This window comes from Bradyrhizobium vignae (assembly GCF_004114425.1).
Taxonomy (GTDB): domain Bacteria; phylum Pseudomonadota; class Alphaproteobacteria; order Rhizobiales; family Xanthobacteraceae; genus Bradyrhizobium; species Bradyrhizobium vignae.
In genome coordinates, this window is record NZ_RDQF01000015.1 from 15,643 (window position 1) to 35,001 (window position 19,359).

Annotated in this window: 18 protein-coding genes; 2 read left to right on the forward strand and 16 right to left on the reverse strand. The window is 60.6% G+C overall.

Annotated features, from left to right (window positions below; all coding sequences use genetic code 11):
- Positions 1 to 60 precede the first annotated feature (60 nt).
- The 4 genes from EAV90_RS15005 to EAV90_RS15020 form a co-directional block, all read right to left on the reverse strand.
- Complete coding sequence (locus EAV90_RS15005) at positions 61 to 780, reverse strand: hypothetical protein (RefSeq protein WP_129143821.1); 720 nt, start codon at positions 778 to 780, stop codon at positions 61 to 63.
- Complete coding sequence (locus tag EAV90_RS15010) at positions 777 to 1,403, reverse strand: flavin reductase family protein (RefSeq protein ID WP_129143822.1); 627 nt, start codon at positions 1,401 to 1,403, stop codon at positions 777 to 779. The genes EAV90_RS15005 and EAV90_RS15010 overlap by 4 nt, the downstream gene beginning before the upstream one ends.
- 107 nt (positions 1,404 to 1,510) lie before the next feature.
- Complete coding sequence (locus tag EAV90_RS15015) at positions 1,511 to 1,771, reverse strand: hypothetical protein (RefSeq protein WP_129143823.1); 261 nt, start codon at positions 1,769 to 1,771, stop codon at positions 1,511 to 1,513.
- Between the two features lie 48 nt (positions 1,772 to 1,819).
- Positions 1,820 to 2,659, reverse strand: a complete 840-nt coding sequence (locus EAV90_RS15020; protein ID WP_129143824.1) for an SDR family NAD(P)-dependent oxidoreductase — start codon at positions 2,657 to 2,659, stop codon at positions 1,820 to 1,822.
- Between the two features lie 100 nt (positions 2,660 to 2,759).
- On the opposite strand from EAV90_RS15020, the gene EAV90_RS15025 reads away from it, so the two are divergent.
- Positions 2,760 to 3,698: a LysR family transcriptional regulator gene (locus EAV90_RS15025; RefSeq protein ID WP_129143825.1), complete on the forward strand. Its 939-nt coding sequence runs from the start codon at positions 2,760 to 2,762 to the stop codon at positions 3,696 to 3,698.
- Between the two features lie 63 nt (positions 3,699 to 3,761).
- Here EAV90_RS15025 and EAV90_RS15030 read toward each other — a convergent pair whose 3' ends face one another.
- From EAV90_RS15030 to EAV90_RS15075, 11 genes are all read right to left on the reverse strand, one after another.
- Positions 3,762 to 3,971, reverse strand: a complete 210-nt coding sequence (locus EAV90_RS15030) for a hypothetical protein (RefSeq protein WP_057020993.1) — start codon at positions 3,969 to 3,971, stop codon at positions 3,762 to 3,764.
- Positions 3,968 to 4,141: a hypothetical protein gene (locus tag EAV90_RS39505; RefSeq protein ID WP_164936949.1), complete on the reverse strand. Its 174-nt coding sequence runs from the start codon at positions 4,139 to 4,141 to the stop codon at positions 3,968 to 3,970. Before EAV90_RS39505 ends, EAV90_RS15030 begins: the two co-directional genes overlap by 4 nt.
- A 2-nt stretch (positions 4,142 to 4,143) precedes the next feature.
- Positions 4,144 to 5,421, reverse strand: a complete 1,278-nt coding sequence (gene clpX, locus EAV90_RS15035; RefSeq protein WP_129143826.1) for an ATP-dependent Clp protease ATP-binding subunit ClpX — start codon at positions 5,419 to 5,421, stop codon at positions 4,144 to 4,146.
- A gap of 7 nt (positions 5,422 to 5,428) precedes the next feature.
- Positions 5,429 to 5,662 (reverse strand): DUF6894 family protein, encoded by a 234-nt coding sequence (locus EAV90_RS15040; RefSeq protein ID WP_129143827.1) that lies wholly within the window; start codon positions 5,660 to 5,662, stop codon positions 5,429 to 5,431.
- Positions 5,663 to 5,847: 185 nt separating this feature from the next.
- Positions 5,848 to 6,156, reverse strand: coding sequence for a hypothetical protein (locus EAV90_RS15045; RefSeq protein ID WP_129143828.1), 309 nt, complete (start codon positions 6,154 to 6,156; stop codon positions 5,848 to 5,850).
- 173 nt (positions 6,157 to 6,329) lie between these two features.
- Positions 6,330 to 7,505: an HlyD family secretion protein gene (locus EAV90_RS15050; protein ID WP_129143829.1), complete on the reverse strand. Its 1,176-nt coding sequence runs from the start codon at positions 7,503 to 7,505 to the stop codon at positions 6,330 to 6,332.
- An 11-nt stretch (positions 7,506 to 7,516) separates the two neighbouring features.
- Entirely contained in the window at positions 7,517 to 7,720 is a 204-nt protein-coding gene (locus tag EAV90_RS15055; protein WP_129143830.1) for a DUF1656 domain-containing protein, read from the reverse strand.
- Positions 7,720 to 9,411 carry an FUSC family protein gene (locus tag EAV90_RS15060; RefSeq protein WP_129143831.1) on the reverse strand — a complete coding sequence of 564 codons (1,692 nt, stop codon included), beginning with the start codon at positions 9,409 to 9,411 and terminating at the stop codon, positions 7,720 to 7,722. The genes EAV90_RS15055 and EAV90_RS15060 overlap by 1 nt, the downstream gene beginning before the upstream one ends.
- A gap of 9 nt (positions 9,412 to 9,420) precedes the next feature.
- Positions 9,421 to 9,882, reverse strand: coding sequence for a winged helix-turn-helix domain-containing protein (locus EAV90_RS15065; protein ID WP_129143832.1), 462 nt, complete (start codon positions 9,880 to 9,882; stop codon positions 9,421 to 9,423).
- A 564-nt stretch (positions 9,883 to 10,446) separates the two neighbouring features.
- Positions 10,447 to 11,082, reverse strand: coding sequence for a response regulator transcription factor (locus tag EAV90_RS15070; RefSeq protein WP_129143922.1), 636 nt, complete (start codon positions 11,080 to 11,082; stop codon positions 10,447 to 10,449).
- Between the two features lie 234 nt (positions 11,083 to 11,316).
- The gene (locus EAV90_RS15075; protein WP_129143833.1) at positions 11,317 to 11,532 is read right to left on the reverse strand and encodes a hypothetical protein; all 216 of its coding nucleotides are present in this window, start codon (positions 11,530 to 11,532) and stop codon (positions 11,317 to 11,319) included.
- A gap of 587 nt (positions 11,533 to 12,119) precedes the next feature.
- Here EAV90_RS15075 and EAV90_RS15085 point away from each other — a divergent pair.
- A complete protein-coding gene (locus EAV90_RS15085; RefSeq protein WP_129143835.1) occupies positions 12,120 to 12,512 on the forward strand; it encodes a response regulator transcription factor in 393 nt (130 codons plus the stop codon).
- On the opposite strand, the gene EAV90_RS15090 is transcribed toward EAV90_RS15085, so the two are convergent.
- Positions 12,484 to 18,804, reverse strand: a complete 6,321-nt coding sequence (locus EAV90_RS15090; RefSeq protein ID WP_129143836.1) for an AAA family ATPase — start codon at positions 18,802 to 18,804, stop codon at positions 12,484 to 12,486. The two genes, EAV90_RS15085 and EAV90_RS15090, sit on opposite strands and share 29 nt — an antisense overlap.
- Positions 18,805 to 19,359 lie beyond the last annotated feature (555 nt).

Genomic DNA, 19,359 nt, shown 5'->3' on the forward strand with positions numbered 1-19,359 from the left:
AGCGATCCAAATTCCTGCAAATCGATGACGACCGGCCTCACCCGCGCGCCTGAGAGCGCCTTACGAAAAGGTTACGTCGCTGATGTCGATCGACACCATCAGCATATCCAGGATCGGGCGCCGGTCGGGGCCGCGCGTATAGGCGCGCCGCTTGCTCGGCAACCGCATGCCGTTGGCCTCGGTATATTCCAGCATCAGTTGCGCGGCGGGGAAGCCACCGGCGATGTTGACACTGTAGTCGTGGCGGCGCAGCTCAAAGTGCTCGTCGAAGAAGAAATCCTGAATCTGGCAATGCGTCTCGACCGAGCCGGGGAAATAAACCCGCAGCACTCGCCAGGTCTCTTTCCCCTCCTGCCAGGGCGCTATCTCCTCGACGCGGAAGCCGTCCATTGCAAAGGCGAAGGGCGTCGCGAGATAGGTCCATAGGGCTTCGCCGTTGAAATAGGCGCGATGCAGGGGATCCCAGGGCGTGTGCATCTGGTGTCCCGCAAATGAATCCCTTGGCATGCGCCGCTCGGCAACGACGGTGCCGTCCAGCTTCTCGATGGCGATCCGGTCGGGCGTGAACATCGTGCGCTGATCGGCCGCGCCATAAGGCGTGACGGACGATCGCTCCTCGTGCAGCCATACAGTCATGCGGCGCGGATTCGCGTCCTGCAGCACGCCTTTCAAGGCAAAGAAGCCGCCGCCACTGACAATCGTGGCCTCAACCTTGTTGTAGCTACGCCAGCGCTCCAGGCCGCCATGGGCGTCGAGAACTTTCGTGAGCAACTCGTTCATGGCTTTCCCTTCCAATCCTCTAGTGCGATCGCCGGCATTTCAAAGCGCTCGCGCGTGCGCGTGTACCAACCGCCTTCCATGCGGCCGATCAGGTCAAGCTTTTCGGCATCGACGTGCTGCCGCGCCGCGTTGGTCACGGCCTCGTCCCTGACATGCACCATCAGGATCTTGCCGAGCACCAGGCTGAAGCTGCCCAGCGCGATTTCCTGCATGAAGATGCACTCCATCGAGACCGGTGCATCCGCGATACGGGGAACTCCGACCCGCATCGAGGGCGCCAGCGACAGTTCCGCCTCTTTCGGCTCCTCGACGCCTCTGGGAAAGGCAATCGACGTGACGCGCATCTGCTCGGCCAGTGCGAACGGCACCAGATTGACGACGAACTGCTCGTTGCTGCGAATATTGGCGCGCGTGTCCTTTGGCTCAGCCGGTCCCTTGCTGCCAATGCCAATACCAACGGTCGCGGGGTCGCTGCCGAAGACATTGAAGAACGAGAACGGCGCGGCGTTGATGGCCCCGGCAGCATCCCGCGTCGTCACCCATGCGATCGGCCGCGGCAAAACTGTCGCCAGCAGCAATTTGTAGCGCTCGGGCGCGCCCATCTTTTCGAAATCGAACTCCACAGCTTCTCCAATCCTCAGCTTGCGTGGCCGATCCAGTAGGAGCTAAAGCGCGATGGGGTCAGATTGAATCACCGTCGCGCGTTGGCTCCTTAGTTACGCATAGGCCGTCAGCTTTGCGGCTTGCCGCCGAGAAGCTGCTTGTGCACCGTCAAGACCTGGATCTGACTGGGCGAGGCAGGCATGCCACCCAGCGTCAGCGCGGGGACGGAGGAAGCCTCCTCAACATGCCCCGCGCCCATCACGGAAACCTGGTGCGCGGTGATCGGGAAGCCTGTTGATTCATAAATGGGGAGTTCGGCAGCGGCGGCCGCACCGATTCCGTTCGCGATGGCGAGGGCAACGGCGGCAAACAGTACTAGACGTTTCATGACTACATCTCCTTTGGTTCGACTTTCCTGGTTACGGTGGGGATTGGGTTACTTTGCAGACGCTACGGCAGCGTTCGGCGTGGGGCCGTTCGCTCTGACCCCGTATCGGGGAGCGGGAACGGCGCTTGAGAGCTTGCCGGACATCGCGCGGCGCGCGGCCTCGTATCTATCCCAGTCGGTCTTGTCGGCGAGCGCGGGAATGGTGACGACCTCACCCTGGTCGAGACCGGCCAGAGCGGCGTCGACCATGTCGTCGACGGACATTACGATCGCGGCCGGGAGGTGGTGCAACGGCACGCCGGCGACGTCCCAGAAATCTGTCGCGGTTGCGCCGGGCAGGACGGCCTGGATGCGCACACCCTTCTCGGCGAGTTCGTGATGCAGCGAGAGCGAGAAAGCCAACACGTAGGCCTTGCTGCCACCGTAAACGCCATTGAGCGTCTCGGGAGAAATCGCGACGATCGACGAAATGTTGATGATGGTGCCGACGCCACGGGCGACGAAGCCCGGGGCCGCGGCATAGCTCAGGCGCGTGAGCGCGCCGACATTGAGGCGGATCATCTCATCCATTTTCGCGACGTCGGCGTTGAGCAGCGGCGCTGTGGCCCCGACGCCGGCATTGTTGACCAGGAGCGTGATGTCCGCGTTGGCGCGCAGGATCGCCTCGATCTTGGCGAGATCCGTCTGGTCGTTGAGGTCGGCTGCGACCGTATCAACGGAGCGGCCGCTTGAACTGCGCAAGCGCTGCGCCAGGCTGGCGAGACGGGTCTTGTCGCGGGCGACCAGGATCAGGTCATAACCACGCTTGGCCAGACGATCGGCATAGAGGGCTCCGATGCCAGCGGATGCGCCCGTGATGAGGGCAGTGCCTTGGGTCGTCGTGCTCATGGACGTTCTCCTTTGCCGTCCACACCTATGACCTTCCGAAATTTGACGCTATACGTTAATTTTGAGAGCTATCTTTCCACAAAATGGGAGGGACGGACCGATGGATCGCCTGGAGTCGATGTCGACTTTTCTGGCCGTGGTCGAGACTGGCAGCTTGTCGGCCGCCGCGCGGCGACTGAAGACGCCACTTGCAACGGTCAGCCGCAAGGTCTCCGAGCTCGAGTCCCATCTCCGCACGAAGCTGTTCAACCGTTCAAGCCGCAAGCTGGTCCTGACCGATGCAGGCAGCTCCTACTTCGCCGCCTGCAAGCGGATCTTGGCTGATGTAACCGAGGCCGAGCGCGCCGCATCCGGCGAATATTCTGAGCCGACCGGAGAGCTGATCGTAACCGCTCCGGTGGGACTTGGCCGCGCTTACCTCATTCCGATCCTCGCGGATTTCCTCAAGGCCTACCCGGATATCAAGGCAAGCTTGCAGCTCGCCGACCGCGTGCAGAGCCTGTTTCAGGAGCAGATCGACCTTGGCTTACGCATCGGGCCCCTGCCCGACAGCAGCCTGATTGCGGTACGCGTCGGCACGACGCGTCGCGTCGTTTGCGCCAGTCCAGCCTACCTCGCAGCCCACGGAGCACCGCGCACGCCGGACGAACTCGCCGGGCATGATTGCATCACCTATGCGGGTTTCATGTCGCCCGATGTCTGGACATTCTTCAAGAATAAGACAGCTGTCGCGGTGCCCGTACGCGCACGGCTTGTGGTCGGCAGCGCGGAAGCAGCCTGTGACGCAGCATGCGCCGGCATCGGCATTACCTCTGCCTTCGCCTATCATTTCCAGGCAGCGCTCAAGCGCGGTGATCTCACGACTCTGCTCGATGAGTTCCAGCCCGAACCGCTGCCGATCAATCTCGTGTACGCGGCCAACCGGTTTCTGCCGATCAAGGTCCGCGCTTTCCTCGATTTTGCTGCGCCGAGGCTCAAGACAGTTTTCGGGGAGTTCCAGCCGGCCGCTTCGGGTCAGCCACCAACAAGGAACTTGTGAACATCCGAACCAATATCCGGCTCGATCTGAACCACCGAACCTGCTGGCGACCCAATTTCTACCTTAGGCTCCCCTGCCGTCCTGTTTGCCGATCACGCAGCGCCATGCCGCGAGACGCTCGGCCGGATGCTGCGTCATCCAGTCGGCAAGCTGCGGCGCGCCCATCAGGCACGACTGCACCGAGACGTTGGCGAAATCCGACGTGGTGACGATCTGCTCGTGGCAATTCGCCGGAGAAGACAGGCTGCAAAGCACCGCAATGATCTTGATCACGAGACAACTCCGGCATTGATGTTGCTGATTGCTTGACCCATCGGCGGTTTCTTGTCCTGCTTGCTGACGGGAGCCGACGGAATGACGCTGTCGCTAATCGCGCAGGCTTCATGAATCGGGCGGCTTCGTTCGCGCCCAGACGCTTGGATAAATCGAAAGAATTCTTCCATCTTCAGCCTCTTCTGAATTGCGCGCCGCCTGCCACCGCACGATCGGGCCGATCGGCGTAGATGTAGAGCGGACGCGCGGTCCCCTCCGCCACTTCGCGCGAGATCACGACTTGCTCGACGCCTTCGAGACCCGGCAGATCGAACATGGTCTCGAGCAGGATGCTTTCGAGGATCGAGCGCAGTCCGCGCGCGCCGGTCTTGCGTTCGATCGCCTTGCGCGCAACCGCGCCAAGTGCCTCGTCTGCGAAGGTCAGTTCGATGTTCTCCATCTCGAACAGGCGCTGGTATTGTTTCACCAGCGCGTTCTTCGGATCGGTGAGGATCTTCTTCAGCGAGGTCTCGTCCAGGTCCTCGAGCGTGGCGACCACCGGCAGGCGGCCGACGAATTCGGCGATCAGCCCATACTTCGAGAGGTCCTCTGGTTCGACATGGCGGAATATCTCACCGCTGCGGCGGTCTTCCGGTGCGAGTACCTGGGCTCCGAAGCCGATGGAGGTCGAACGGCCGCGCGCGGAGATGATTTTCTCCAGACCCGAGAACGCACCACCGCAGATGAACAAGATGTTGGTGGTGTCGACCTGCAGAAGCTCCTGCTCCGGATGCTTGCGGCCGCCCTTCGGCGGAACTGAAGCGACCGTGCCTTCGATGATCTTGAGCAGCGCCTGCTGCACGCCCTCGCCTGATACGTCGCGAGTAATCGACGGATTCTCGGACTTGCGGCTGATCTTGTCGATTTCGTCGATATAGACGATGCCGCGCTGGGCACGCTCAACGTCGTAGTCGGCGGCCTGCAACAGCTTCAGGACGATGCTCTCGACGTCCTCGCCGACATAGCCCGCTTCGGTCAGCGTGGTGGCATCCGCCATCGTGAAAGGCACGTCGAGGATGCGGGCGAGCGTCTGCGCGAGCAGCGTCTTGCCCGCACCTGTCGGCCCGATCAGCAGGATGTTCGATTTCGCGAGTTCGACGTCGTTGTGCTTGGTCTGATGGTTGAGCCGCTTGTAGTGATTGTGGACAGCGACCGAGAGGACCTTCTTGGCGTGGCTCTGACCGATCACATAGTCGTCGAGGACCTCGCAGATATCCTTCGGGGTCGGAACGCCGTCAGGCGACTCTACCGGCGAGGACCTGTTCTCGTCGCGGATCATGTCCACGCAGAGTTGGACGCATTCGTCGCAGATGAACGCCGTCGGACCTGCGATGACCTTGCGGACCTCGTGCTGGCTCTTGCCGCAGAAGGAGCAGTACAGCGCATTTTGTGTAAGTGAATGAACTGCCATAGCGACCTCAATGAGACTTGCCGAGCACGAAAGTGAAGGGAACAACAAACAGTTCACCGCCCTGCTCGTCGCTGACATGCAAGGCCCAGTCACGCCAATCCTCGAGGCTGCGCTCGTCGATCAAGGATCGCACGATGCGGGTCGCGTGATCGCACGCCTCAACGAGATCATCCACCAAGGCGCCGCGACGGTCGACAAACACCTTCTTCGTGTTGGAGCAGTGGAAGTAGACCTGGGTCACGTTCAGTCTCCTTTGGCTCGAATGGGGAGCAGCGAAAGGCACGCGTCGCTCGTGTCCTCGAGGAGGCGGCGCGAGGCAGACAGCGGCGAAGCAACGAATATTTGGAACCACATCCAGGTGGTCATCAGCGGAAACAGGATCATCTGCGCACCTCTTGAGTTGCGATTGGCCACGAATGGTGAGGCTCAGCTGCCGCACTTTGTCGCCAGCAGGTCGTTGAAGGCGTTGATCACGGAATCGAGCGCGGCCAGGACCCGCGCTCCATCGACGCGGTTGGCTGCCATTTGCCGCAACATCACCGACTCGTAGAATGAAGCGGCGTAGGCCCGACAGCTCTTGTCTTTCTCTTCGGGATTGGCCGACTGGCTCTGCACGGTCGGCCAGCGCTTGCAAAAGGCATCGACGTCCTTGCTTGAGGTACAATCAGCCGCAAGCGACTGGGCCGCAGATGCGATAATCGCGGCGGAAGCGACGAGAACGGCTAGTCTCCTCATGATCGAACTCCGCAAGGGGAATTGTTACGAGGAGAGTTACAGTTCTTTAGGCGATCTTCTATTGCACGCGAGTCGTTCCGGGTACGGCTGTGGTTGCATCAGCTGAACCTTGGCTTACCGAGCAGCCTGCGCACTAGCGAACAGACTGACCGCGTTGAAGCTGTCGTTCAGACTCACGCCGGGTTTGGAATGCAGCCCGGCCGCGCCGAGGCTCTGCCGATCAATCCGAAGAAGCTCGTTTCGAGTTCGGCGCGGGCTCTTTGCAAGAGCGCTGCACTCTCGCCATCCGTGCCGTTCCGAATCGTCACAGTTGCTGTCAGACCCGACACCAGCGGCACGCCGGCCGGAACGTGATCAATCGCGATCCGGACTGGCACGCGCTGCGCCAGACGGACCCAGGTGTAGACTGGATCGACGTTGGGCAGGCCCTGCGTGGCAGCGGCCGCATTGGATACGCTGACGCCACGCGTCACTGTTGCGATATGGCCTGTAATCGGCGCCGAATACCCCATCAGCTTGGCCTCAGCACGATCACCTACGCACAGCCTCGCCAGCTTGGTCTCCTCGAAATAGCCGTCGACCCAATAGCTATCCGTGTCGATGATGGAGACGTTTGCGGCACCAAGATGTGCGTAGTCACCCTCCCGGAGCAGGAGATTGGTGACGATTCCATTCACCGGACTGCGCACTTCGGTGCGCTGCAGGTTGATCTCCGCCTGCGCAACCTGCTGCTCGGCCGACTCGACAACCGCCTTTGCTTGAAGCGCGTTTCCCTCATAGACCTGCTTCTGCTCGGTGGACGCAGCCAAATCAGACAGGCGGCTCCGCCGCTCGGACTGCAATGCCTTCACGCTCAGATCCGCCATCTTCTGCTGGAGGGCCGCCTTGTTCGTGCGCAGCGCCACCTCGAAATCAAAGGGGTCGACGACGTACAGAACGTCGCCCTTATGGACAAATTGGTTGTCGACGACTCGCAGCTCCTTGATTCTCCCGGAGATCTCCGGCGCAACACTCGCCACCTGCACGCGCAGCCGCCCATCGCGCGTCCACGGTCCGGCGTTATACTGGTCCCAGGACACGAGCGCAGCCAGCACCGCCGTCGCGGCGATTCCGACGGTCGCCAGCTTGCGCACCAGAAGCCGCCCGGCTCGCGAGCCATCGTTTCGGAGTGGCGGCGTCGATTTCACTGGAGCCGGTGCGGTCGGCACATCATCGGTGTGACCTTCCGATACCCTCAGCGCCGGTTGGTCGACTAGGCTTACTCGACGAACCGATTCCTCGGTTGCACTCGACAAAGCGGCATTTGCCTGTATCTCACGAACAGTCACATCATGAACGACCGCATCCATTGCGCCCTCCTCTAGATCAACAGAATCAACAGGCCTAGAACCGTCACAAACAGGCTCATCTCGGCGATCGCGGCGTGGCTGAACATCTTCGCAAAGCCGACGGCATGCAGAAGGGGCCGAAGCGCGAGGATCATGATGAGAGCTACCGCGAGGTAAGTTAGAAACGGAGCGAACAGGACGCCACCGATCACCAGCTCTGCAAAGGTGTGTGCCATCAGGTTACCTCCGGTAAATCGAGATCTTTGTCGTAACGCCCGTCCCCGGGTGGGGTCGGCTTCGAACCACCGCACCGGATGATTGCTGACTGGTCGAAACAAGAGACCATCTCGGCGAGGGCCTCGCTGTCCTCTGCGCCGCCGGCGGAAAGAAACTGCCCAAGCCGTGAGGCACCCCGGAACATTGCCTCCTCCGGCGTTTCTCCATTTTTAGAAGACGGCTCACGCAGCTCCCTGCGGGCCTCCGCCAGAAGCTGCATCCTTCGTTCGTCATCGGATAAGGGGGGAATCAGTGTTTGCGCTGCAAGCAGCAACGCTGCCGCCGCGATAATAAACATGGACGTAAAGAGGAAGGCTTGCGGATTGTAGGTCTGCGGATTGCTTGGCGCCAGGAGGAGCATAGTGAAGGCTAGAATGGTGCGACCGAGTGAGGACCATAGAAGATTGCCGGAGGCAATGGGCAGCGCCGCGCCGATCACAAAGGGGGCAAGACCGATAGCCAGCAGAGGAAAGTCATCGGCGCCATCGAGGATGAAGAACTCGAGCATGCCTGTCAGCGCAATTGCGATGGGCGTAGCAACAAGCACGATCGCCGTGAACCCGCGTGGTTTCGGAGTTGTGGCTCCCAATCCGACCATCAGTGTCACGAAAGACAGCGAAACGCTCGCAGCAGGCCACCCGGCCCACACGTAGAACGCCGAGGTGATCGCGAGCCATAGAGCGGCGCGGATGGCGCTCTCGGCTGCAATTCGATAGGAGCGATACAGGGGCGCACGCCACCATCGCCGCGGCCACTTCCCCGAACTGAGGGCGAGCAGATCTTGTGAGACCTGTTCGTCCCGTATAAGGACCTCACTCCGTCCCAGGATTTCGGTTTCAGCGTCACCGTCGCGGGCACAACCGCTGTTCAGGCTCCGAGCAGCCTGCAATTCGGCGATGAGGGAGACCACGGAGCTGCGGCCAGCCGCGCTCTCTATCGACCCGCCGCTCGACTCCGGAGCTACGCTCGCGATCTCCGGCCGCAGCGCCACAATCTCCCGCAGCAACGTCAGGAACGTCGTCGAGTCGCCTGGTTCGCCACGGCGCGCGGCGCTGGCATAAAGGCGAACGCGGCGATGAATCGCCGCGAGCTGCGTGACCAAGTGCGATCGGCGATCGGGAGCAAACATCAACGTATTCACCACTGCGATCGAAAGAACGCCGATCACGATTGCGGCGCCACGCGCCATACCGGATTCGAAGACGTGCTGCGGGTTGTCGAGTTGCTGTGTCGCAATGAATGCGACCGTATAGCCGGACAGCACCGCCGCATAAGCCCGATAGCCATCCAGGAGCTTTGCCGCGAAAACGCAGACACCAAGCCAGACCGCAAACGCTGCGAGGATCAGATCCCTCGCCTGCGAGAAGAGACCGGTGATTGCGATTGACGCTGTCACGCCCACGACAGTGGCGAGCAGACGCCAACCCGCCTTGTCCAACGCCTGACCGCGGGTTGGCTCGGCGAGAACAGCAACCGTAAGGGCGGCCGTTGTCGGCGATTCAAGCTGCAGCCAAAAACTCACGAAAAGCGCCAGGATCGTGGCCAGCCAAACACGGATCGCGAAGCTCCAGGCGCCGACGGATATCTTCGCTATGGTGAGCGGCTGTTCTGTTCTCGTCGCGACCACGGTTTGATCTCTACAATGCTTCACCGGTCGCGCTCAGTTCTCGTGTTCCAGCACGTCGACCTTGCCGACGAAGCAGTAGCCACGTCCGGGAATGTTGACGATGAACCGGTGCCCGTCGCGGCCATCACGCAGCGCACGACGCAGCGCGGACATATGGACCGTAAGGTTCGCTGGCTCGACAAAGACGTTGGGCCAGACCCGCGCCATCAAGTCCTGCTTACTGACCAGTTCACCGCGGCGTTCGAGCAAGGCGATCAGGATTTCCAGAGCGCGACTTCCGAGGCAGACAGGCTTATCGCCTTCCAGGAGAAGCAGCTGCGTCGGAAGTAGCCGGAACGGTCCGAAAGAAACGTCGACCGGGGCAACGCCGGCCGATCCGACTCGCTGCGGGACGAAAGGTCGTGTCGAAGACGGTCCCTGAACCGGGTGCCCGGTGTCGAGCCTCGGTTCAGGATAAAATTGCTCCAAGCGGCCGAAAGCTGAAATCGATCGCATCGTGACCTCGCGTGCTTTTGCAGAGCTAGTCCCCGCAAAGGTGGCAATGGCCCGCAATTTGACGATTTGGAGAGCCGCGAGCTATTCCACGCTGGTCGCGCGCAATGACAGATTGGGTTGCATGACCTAAGCCTAGATTTACAGGCTGCGCGAGTGAGCGGGCCGTCCGATCATGAGTGCTGTGGCACGATCAAGACGCCCGAAAACTCCGAGGCATAGCGCGCGCCCTGCATGGCACTTCATGATCGATAAACCAACGTATAGCTGCCTGTGTCTAGATCACTAGCGCGAACTGCCCTCGGTACAGTCGCGCCATACCCGCGTGCAATGGTGCCGGGCATCGCTCTGCTGTAACGATCCACCCGATGCGGATCACCAATGCATAGTGGGCCGCTCTTTATTGCTCCGGCACCCACGCCGGCATCGCAGCGGAACCGGACCCACGAGCCGGCAGTTGCAAGAAGAGGTCGGCGGCGTAACGCCCGTCGGCCTTTTCTGTTGGTTTGCCTGGAGATAAGCGACTGCGGATCTGAGCGTGCGAATGGCACGCAGCAACGTGACCACTCAAGCGCGCCGCGTCGTGCCGGGCACCAGCTTGAGCTTGTCGGCCATCCGGCCAAGCTCCGGAAGAGAACCGGCCTGCATCTTCTGCATCGCCCTGCTGCGGTGCACCTTCACGGTGGCTTCGGCGATCCCGATATCGTGGGCGATCTGTTTGCTCAGGCGGCCGCGTGCGACTTGAATCACGATCTCGCGCTCCCTGGGGCTGAGGGAAGCGAAACGCTCTCTCAAGGCAACCAGATCCTTGTCATTTTCCCGCCGTTCACGATCGCGAGAAAGCCCGAGCTGAATGGCATCGAGGAGATCCTGGTCGCGGTACGGCTTGGTCAGGAACTCGATGGCCCCCCGTTTCATGGCCTGCACGGACATCGGTATGTCGCCGTGCCCCGTGACGAAGATGATCGGGATATCCCTGTTTGATGCAGCAAGCTCGCGCTGAAGATCGAGGCCGCTTTGGCCCGGCATTCTGATGTCGAGCACCAGACAGATGGGCCCATCCGGTAGGTCGGACTTCAGGAAGTCGGGAATGGAGGCAAATAGCTGAACATTGATGCTAAGCGATCGCAACAGCCGCCCGACCGACGCGCGGAGGTCCGGATCGTCGTCGATGACCAACACGGTGGAATCTGCGCCAGGCATCGCTGCTGCTCGGGAGGCCGCGAAAATTTCGCCTTCATCTTGGACCGCGACCAGATTGCGCATTTCTAGTCCTAATCCCGGAGCCTGAACAGTCCCATTTTTCCGGAGGATGCGCGCGGGGCGTACACCAAAGTTTACGCAAGACCGACGCAGTTGGCCCCGCCCAACGCTGGTCGACCTTGCCCGACCATCTACGGTTCGTCCGATAGCTCATGAGCGACACTGCCCATCAACTCATGCGCTCCACGCGCGTGCAACATCATTGGCCAATCGAGCCGACGCTTTGTCTGCATCATCGCGCGAAGCCTTCGTGGCTCGCCGCTCATAGTCGTCGGCAAGCGCCTTAAGCTGACCCGCAACCGCTCGATCCGTCATGGTTTTGGCGGTGCGAAGCAAAGTCTCCGCCGTTTTCAAATACTGCCTGCCTCGTGGTGAGATCTGAAGCGTCATGAGGCCCTCACGCGGCTTTCGAGCGGCTGATCGGAGGTGATTTGGAGCCAGCCCATCCAGTTGGCGTCACTTTGGCGACGGCTCTTGAGGCGATCGACACAGTTCTGGGAGCAAAGCTGGGTTCGCCACGAATAATGTCGGACGAGACCGAATTTGCCATCACAGATGGCGCATCGTGTGACCCTGCGAGAGCCGTGACTTTCCATGCAGTAAGGCATTGTTCTCTCCTGTTGGCCCCTGCGCATTCCGGACGCATGGACATTAGGAGGATCGTCACCAGCACCTCAATTGACCGCGAGTCGATGCAGGCCCTCCAAGGGAGGCAGGACGGCGATACGAAGGCTTATATGGCTACGTCACGACCTGAGATCGGCACGCATAATCCGCGACCAAGTCCGTTCAGCGACAATTTTCCATTAGAAAGCTACGCCTGCCGGGCTTGGCAATTGGTCGTCGAGGTAAGCCAAAGTTTACGGGGCTTCGGCGTCGCATTGGTGTCATTCTTGATGCAAGTCAAGCAATCCCACGCGGAGTTGCGGCACTGCTACGTCACCCGCGCGACGGGTCCTGCGAGTGGCCATAGAGGCATGATGAAGAAGGTATTGGTTTCGGTTGTCGATGATGACCGTTTCTTTCGGGACTCCATGTGCAGGCTGATGAGATCGCTTGGCCACACGGTCGATGTTTTCTCGTCTGCAGCCGAGTTTCTCGCGTCCCCACGCCTCCCGGAAACCGCTTGCCTGATCGCCGACATTCATATGCCTGGCATGACGGGACTCGAACTCCGTCGATCCATTATCGATACCGGCCTCGCGATTCCGACGATACTCGTGACGGCGTTTCCCAACGACGTTGACCGGGCTCGCGCGCTCGAAGATGGCGTCTTGTGTTACCTGCGCAAGCCCCTGGACGAAGAGCATCTCACACGATGCGTTCGCGAAGCTCTCACACTCACGGGCTCGCCTGAAGAGGAGCCGTGAGCTCTGTTTCGGCATCGGGCAAGGTGAACTGAAATGCGGCGCCGCGAGGCTCGTTAGCTTCGACCCACAACTTGCCTCCGTGCGCGTGGATGATTGACCGGCAGATCGACAATCCCATGCCCGTTCCACTGGATTTGGTGGTATAGAATGCATCGAAGACCCGATCGAGATACGCCGGATCAATGCCAGGCCCGGAATCGCGTACGCCCACAAGGGCGCCTGCTCGGTCCTGCTCGGTGCTGATCAACAGCTCCCTTGCTCCCTCTTCAACTGAGCTCATTGCTTCAGCCGCATTCAGAATCAGATTCAACATAACTTGTTGCAGCTGAATACGATCCCCCAGAACCGGAGCCAATCCCTCCGCAAGCCGAGCCTGAACCGAAACGCCATTCCTGACAGTCACGCTTTGCCCCAATGTGATCACCTCCCTAATCGCAGCGTTGAGATCAAACCGCTCCTTTCGCGGCGGGGCTTTTTTGATTTGCTCTCGGATGCGATCGATGATCTCCGCGGATCGATCCGCGTCCGCAACCACACAGGAGAGCGCTTCCCGAACCTCGCCCAGATCCGGCGGCTGCATCTTCATGAAATTCTGGGCCGCCCGAGCGTTGTTGCGCGCGCTGGCGATCGGTTGTGCGATCTCGTGAGAGAGCGAAGCCGCCAGTTCTCCCATCACGCTCACGCGGTTCATGTGCGCGAGATCCGACTGCATCTGCTGCAACCGCGCCAGCGCCTGTGTCCGATCCTCGATGTCAGTAGACGACCCGTACCATTTGACAATATTGCCCAACTCATCGCGCAGCGGCACGCCGCGGAATAAAAACCGGCGATATTCACCATCGAATCGGCGAAGTCGGGCTTCGAGCTCGCCGGGCATGCCCGACTCCCGTATTGCAGTCCATTTTTGCAACATGCCCTTCTTGTCTTCCGGATGAAAGGCGCGAGGCCAGCCAGTTTCGGCCTGGTCCAATTTGAGGCCAGTGTAGTCGAGGGCCGGCTGATTGAGGAAGTCGGGAATCCCATCCGGCTTGGCGCGCCAGACCAACGCTGGAATTGTGTCGACGACCAGTCGAAGGCGATCTTCTGACTTCTTGATATCGTCGAAGGCCTTTTGCAGCCTCTCGTTTGCGAGGTGCTGCTCAGTAACATCGATATGCGTACTAACCACTTCGACTACTTCGCCATCCGTTCCGAGCAAGGGATGCCCCACGGAATGTACGTACTTGATCGATCCATCTGGAAGTGCAATGCGAAAATCGATTTCGCGACCTGCTTTCTCTTGAAGCGTCTGTTGCGCCACTTCGATGACCCGCTCTCTGTCCTCGGGAAGAATACGATCATAGAAAGGCTGGGGTGATTTTATGTCCTTCTCCGGATCGAACCCAAAAAGGCGGTATGCTTCGGACGATAAATACACGAACTCTCGACGGCGCACATCCAAGGCCCAGCTGCTGGTATGACTCAAGCGTTGGGCTTCAGCCAAATAGGCTTCGCTGCGTCGCAGCGCCTCCTCCGCCCGCTTGCGCTCGGTTAGATCGAGCACGAACGCCAGCCCTTCGTTGCCTCCGTCCTTAAACATCGTGGCGGCACCAACAAGCACGGGGACGCGGCTGCCGTCTTTCCTGAAGTATTCTTTCTCGAAGGGCTCAGCGATTCCGGTCGAGATCATTTCTGCCCAGATACGTTTGTCGGCTTCGCGCCATTCCGGCGGCGTCAACTCGGTCAAGCTGACGCGCCCCAAGGCAAAGTCCAGACGATCATATCCCAGCATACGTAGGAATGCGTCATTCGCTTCGACAATCCGCCGTTCGCGGTCAGCAATGATTATCCCGATGATGTTGGCCTCAACCAAATGCCGAATCTTCCGTTCGCGATCTGCGATGTCATGATAGAGCTTCGCATTTTCGATCGAGATTGCCGCCTGCGACGCAAGGACCTTCAACAGAGCGACGCGGTCGGGCGTGAAAACGTTCGGCGCCAGATTGTTCTCAAGATAGAGAATCGCCGTGAGCTTTCCCTGATTGATCAACGGCAAGCTGAGAATGGAGCGGACACGACTCTGAAGCAGATAGGGATCGGAAAATGTCCGCTGAGATAAAGCATCGTCGAGAATCACCGTCTCATGGGTGCGCATTCCATAACGAACCAGCGACTCCGGCAAGACGGCTGTACTGTAGAAACCGTCACGCCGATGCACGGATACATTGTCGCCACTGGCGATCGCATCCGCCTCTATCTGTAGATCATCACCTCGCGGGACAATCAGAAGGCCTCGTTCGGCGCCGGCGTGTTTGAGAGCTGCACGCATAATTTTGTCGATCAGCTTTTCCAGAACTATTTCGCCAGAAAGAGCCTGCGAGACTTCGATCATCGTCGCGAGATCGAGATGTTCCACCGGTGCCTCGATCGTACCCGTTTGACCCCGCGCGCGGTCGTCCTGCCTTAGCCGCGGATGAAGCTGCTCAAGTTGTCGTACCTTTCCGTCGGCGCCCCATTGCTGATAACCGCGCCGGGCGTTTCCCAGGTAGAGATGCGCAATTTCCTCGAGGCCTCGCGCCTCGTAAAAGTGGGCCGCGAGCTCGTAAGCAATCGCTTCATCGTGGACAAAACCGTTTGTCCGCGCCAACACGATGGCGCGCTCGTAAAGGTCCATGGCCTCGAGCGGACGCCCCTCAATCCGGGCAATCTCGGCAGCGACTAGCGTTGCACGATTCTCGAAATTCTCAGGACAATTCGCCGCCCAGGCCCGTAGCTCCCGCTCGTGGTCGCCAAGCGCGTCTCGATGATTGGCGTACGGCTCGGGGCCAAAGGGCTCACACCAAGCGGCCCGGCACAGGCCGGCATAGAAATGCCATTCGGCTTTCTCCGCCGGAAAGAGCGACAACGCTGGGGAGGTTGCGTACCATGTCCCTGCCTTCTCCGCTGCGTCGAAGGCCGACACATAATCGCCGGCGAAGAAACGCGCCTGGAGCTTCCGAATCCAGTAGTAACATTCCAAAAAGGCGCGAGCAGGTTGACCTGTGATGCGGTCCTCGAAGGAACGCTCCGTGAATTCACCATCATCGAGGGAACCGAACTTCGCGAGTTTCCCGCGCAGGGTCCGGGCAAGCGCAATGGGCGCGGAAAGTCTGTCGAGGAAGAAACCATACCTCTGCACGAATGCCAATGCGTCCTGAGCTTCACGCTCGAATTGGTCGAGTGGATGCCCCGACGCCAGAAGAATGCTGCTGAGACCACGAGAGGCAAGTGAGGCATATGTCGGATCGCCGTGATCCTTCGCCAACTGGAAGGCACGACGTGACGGTTCAATGCCCTCTCTTAGTGGTCGTGTCCACGGGACCACAATCGCGAAAGCGACATAGGTCTTCGCCCCAAAGTCTGTCAATCCGCGGCGTTCCAGCAGATCGCAGGCCGACTTTCCAAATCGATAGCCTTCAACGTATTGGCCGAAGCGGGGACCGGCAAGCATCGCCACTGCCACGTAGTTAAACGGCGCCGCTTCGCTGATGCCGTGCTCCAGGCTTAGATTTGTGGCCGCGCAGACGCTGAGTGCGTGCAAGTTCTTGTCGGTGTACATGGCCGGTAGAGCGAGACTGCTGAGCAGGTCGAGCGTCGCTCTCGCCTCCTGGTCCTGGATCAGCGGCAGGTCAACCATATCCTCGATCGATCGATCTCCGAGCAATGACCAAATGCGCTCGTACTCGCGACCTGCGTCCGCTTCGGTGGGATGCGCTGACCAATCGATGCCTACATGCCGCAGACACTCCAGGGCAATTGTCACCGCCCTTTCGCCCGCCCCAAGCATTGCGCATAGATCCACCCGGCGGTAGGCCACGAGGCATTCTTGGACTGCGCTGAGCGCGCGCTGTGCCAGCGCCGCCAGACGTTGGTCGGCAGGCTGCGCCGCGCCTGCATAAACTTCACAGTCGGCCGAATGCAGCTCCAGTTCAAAGGCGAGGTCGGGCCGGCGCTCCCAGATGTCCCCCGGCAACAGCGCCGCACCGGTGGTGAGATAGGTTAGCGCGGAGGCATAAGCCGACGACGCCTTGGCCCGCTTGCCGGCGGCCAGGTTCAGCTCTGCAAGCTGTTCGCGTTCCTCAGGGGACGTGATCAGCGTTGCGCCGCGGTTGAGCTGGTTGACGATCTCGAAGATCGCCTCGTCGCGCTTTTCCGGTGAAGCTCTCGCCAGCAGTATCCGGCCGATCGTCAAATGCGACTCCGCGCGAGACTTTTCCGGAATCAGCGCATAGGCCGCTTCCTGGACCCGGTCGTGAATGAACTTGTACGAGCGCCCGAGGCGATCGATCAGTTGTTGACGCATGGCTTCCGAGAGAGCCGCGTGCACCTGTTCCTCGGCCGTTCCGAGAACGACCGAAAGGATATCGATATCGGCAACGTTGCCGAGGCACGCGAGCTGTCGCAACGCGTCTTGCGTGTCGAGCGGTAGCCGCGTCAACTTCCCGGCCAGAAGCTCCACCACATTATCCGTGTACCCTTTGGCATGGATGCCGCCGATGTCCCAAGACCATCGCCCCCGCGCATGATCAAAGGCCAGCAGCTCCTCGTCGGCGAGCACGCGAAGAAACTGGATGACGAAGAACGGATTGCCGTCGGTCTTCGCATGCACGAGGCTTGCAAGCGAACCGGCCTGCTCCGCGTCGCAGCGGAGCGTGTCCGCGACGAGTTCGCCCAGATGTTCGGTTGTGAGCGGAGCAAGTTTGATGTCCTGCACTCTTCCGGTTGCGCGGATCGCCTCCAGCTTGCGCATGAGCGGATGTGCCGCCGTGACTTCGTTATCGCGAAAAGCACCAACGAGGAAAAGATTACGGAGTTCGGACCGGCTCAACAGGTCTTCCAAAAGGTCGAGCGTCGCTGCGTCGAGCCACTGCAAGTCATCGAGGAACAGTGCCAGGGGATGTTCCGGCCGCGCAAAGATACCGATCAATTGCCGAAGCACCATCTGGAAGCGCCGCTGCGCGTCCTGAGGCGGAAGTTCGGGGACCGCCGGCGCCTCGCCGACGAGGACCCTCAGCTCAGGAACGAGATCCACCATCAGTCCTGTGTTGGACCCCAGTGCCTCCTGCAGCGCGTCACGCCATGGCGCAAGGTCGGCGTCACTCTTGCCGAGCAGCGGCCGGACCAGGCTCTGAAGCGCCTGTGCCAGCGTCGCGTAGGGAACATCCCGTTTGAGCTGATCGAATTTTCCGGAAGCGAACAGGCCGCGTGGCGGCACCAGCACCGGCTGCAGCTCGTTGACCACCGAGGATTTGCCAATGCCGGAATAGCCCGAGACCAGGACCAATTCGGGCGCGCCGCCCTTAACGACACGATCGAAGGCAGCGAGCAAAATGTCGACCTCGCGTCGCCGCCCGTAGAGTTTCTCTGGGATCAGGAGGCGGTCAGATGTGTCGTGTTCGCCGAGGGGAAAATCATCGATCTGGCGGTGCGCTGCCCACTCGGTCTGACAGTAGCGAAGATCGCTTTCGAGACCAGCCGTCGTTTGATAGCGATCTTCCGCCCTCTTCGCGAGCAGTTTCACGACAATGGCCGAGACCACGACCGGGATCTCTTTCAGTCGCTCGGCCGGAGGCATCGGCCGCCTGGCGAGATGGCAGTGCACCCATTCCATCGGCTCCGCAGCGGCAAACGGCAAAACACCGGTGAGCATCCGGTAGAAAGTGACTCCGAGAGCGTACAAGTCGCTCCGGGAATCAATTGAACGATTCATTCGTCCGGTCTGCTCGGGCGCCATGTAGGCAAGCGTGCCGGCGATCGTCTCGGGAGGATGAGGCGATTGACGTTCGCGCGCGAAGCGCGAGGCGATGCCGAACCCGGTCAGCCGCACTTCGCCGGTCGCGTCTTTAAGCAGGATGTTGGCCGGCTTGATATCTTTGTGAACGAGCCCGCTCTGGTGAAGTCTGCCGAGAGCGATCGTTACAGCGACGGCGAGGCGCAGGAAGCGTCCCACTTCCATCGGCCCAGCCAGCAAGCGCTCGAGTGGCTCGCCGCCCGCGTCCTCGAGCACCAGCATGGGTCGACCAGCATCGCGTATGAGCTCCAGCGGCCGCGCCGCCCACGCCCCGTCGAGCTGATCCCTAAGTTCGAATTCATGCGCGAGGCGGTCGAGGCTTGATCGAGACGGATGCTCGGCGGCTGGAGTAGCAACCAGCACCGCGCAGCGTTTGCCAGTATCGTCCAGTCGCCAGTCGCGGCTGAAGATACGTTCGCTGTCCTCCCACAAGAACTGGAGGTCGCCGTTTGAGTACGCACTGTTTACCGAATGCGGCACCACCTGACGAACTCCGGGCTCGGGCTTCCGGGTCGAGCTTCGCTGACCGGGCTTTGCTTTTGCCTCTCAGCAGAAATCGTACCGCATCGCCCGAGAAATGCCAGCCGCCTGTTCACCTTGCCTGGCCCCGACGCACACGAATCCGCCGGCTCCCTAGCAGCAATTTGCTGCGGTTTGGCGGGCTTTACTCGCGACGGTAGCGCAAGCGGTCTAGCTGGAAGCCAAAGATGGCGGGGTGAGAAAATGGGAAACCACATGGCAACAGTACGCGACAATATTCTGACCTCATTTAAAGCCATCGCCACAGTCGCACTCTTCTCGGTCGTGGCGGCGATCCCGGCTCTCGCTCAGCCGCCGTTTGGCGATCCGGATGCTTTCCAAGCCATGTATCCATATCGAGACGCGCTGAACGAAGGCGCACCAACACCGGCGGCTAGGCTGGCCTTTCAGCCGCCTTCGGTGCTGCGGGCCTTGCAGGAAAGGGAGAGTGGGATTCGGTCCGAGCACACGCACCGTGCTGGAACACCCGGGACGGGGACGCTCACGCACATTCAATCG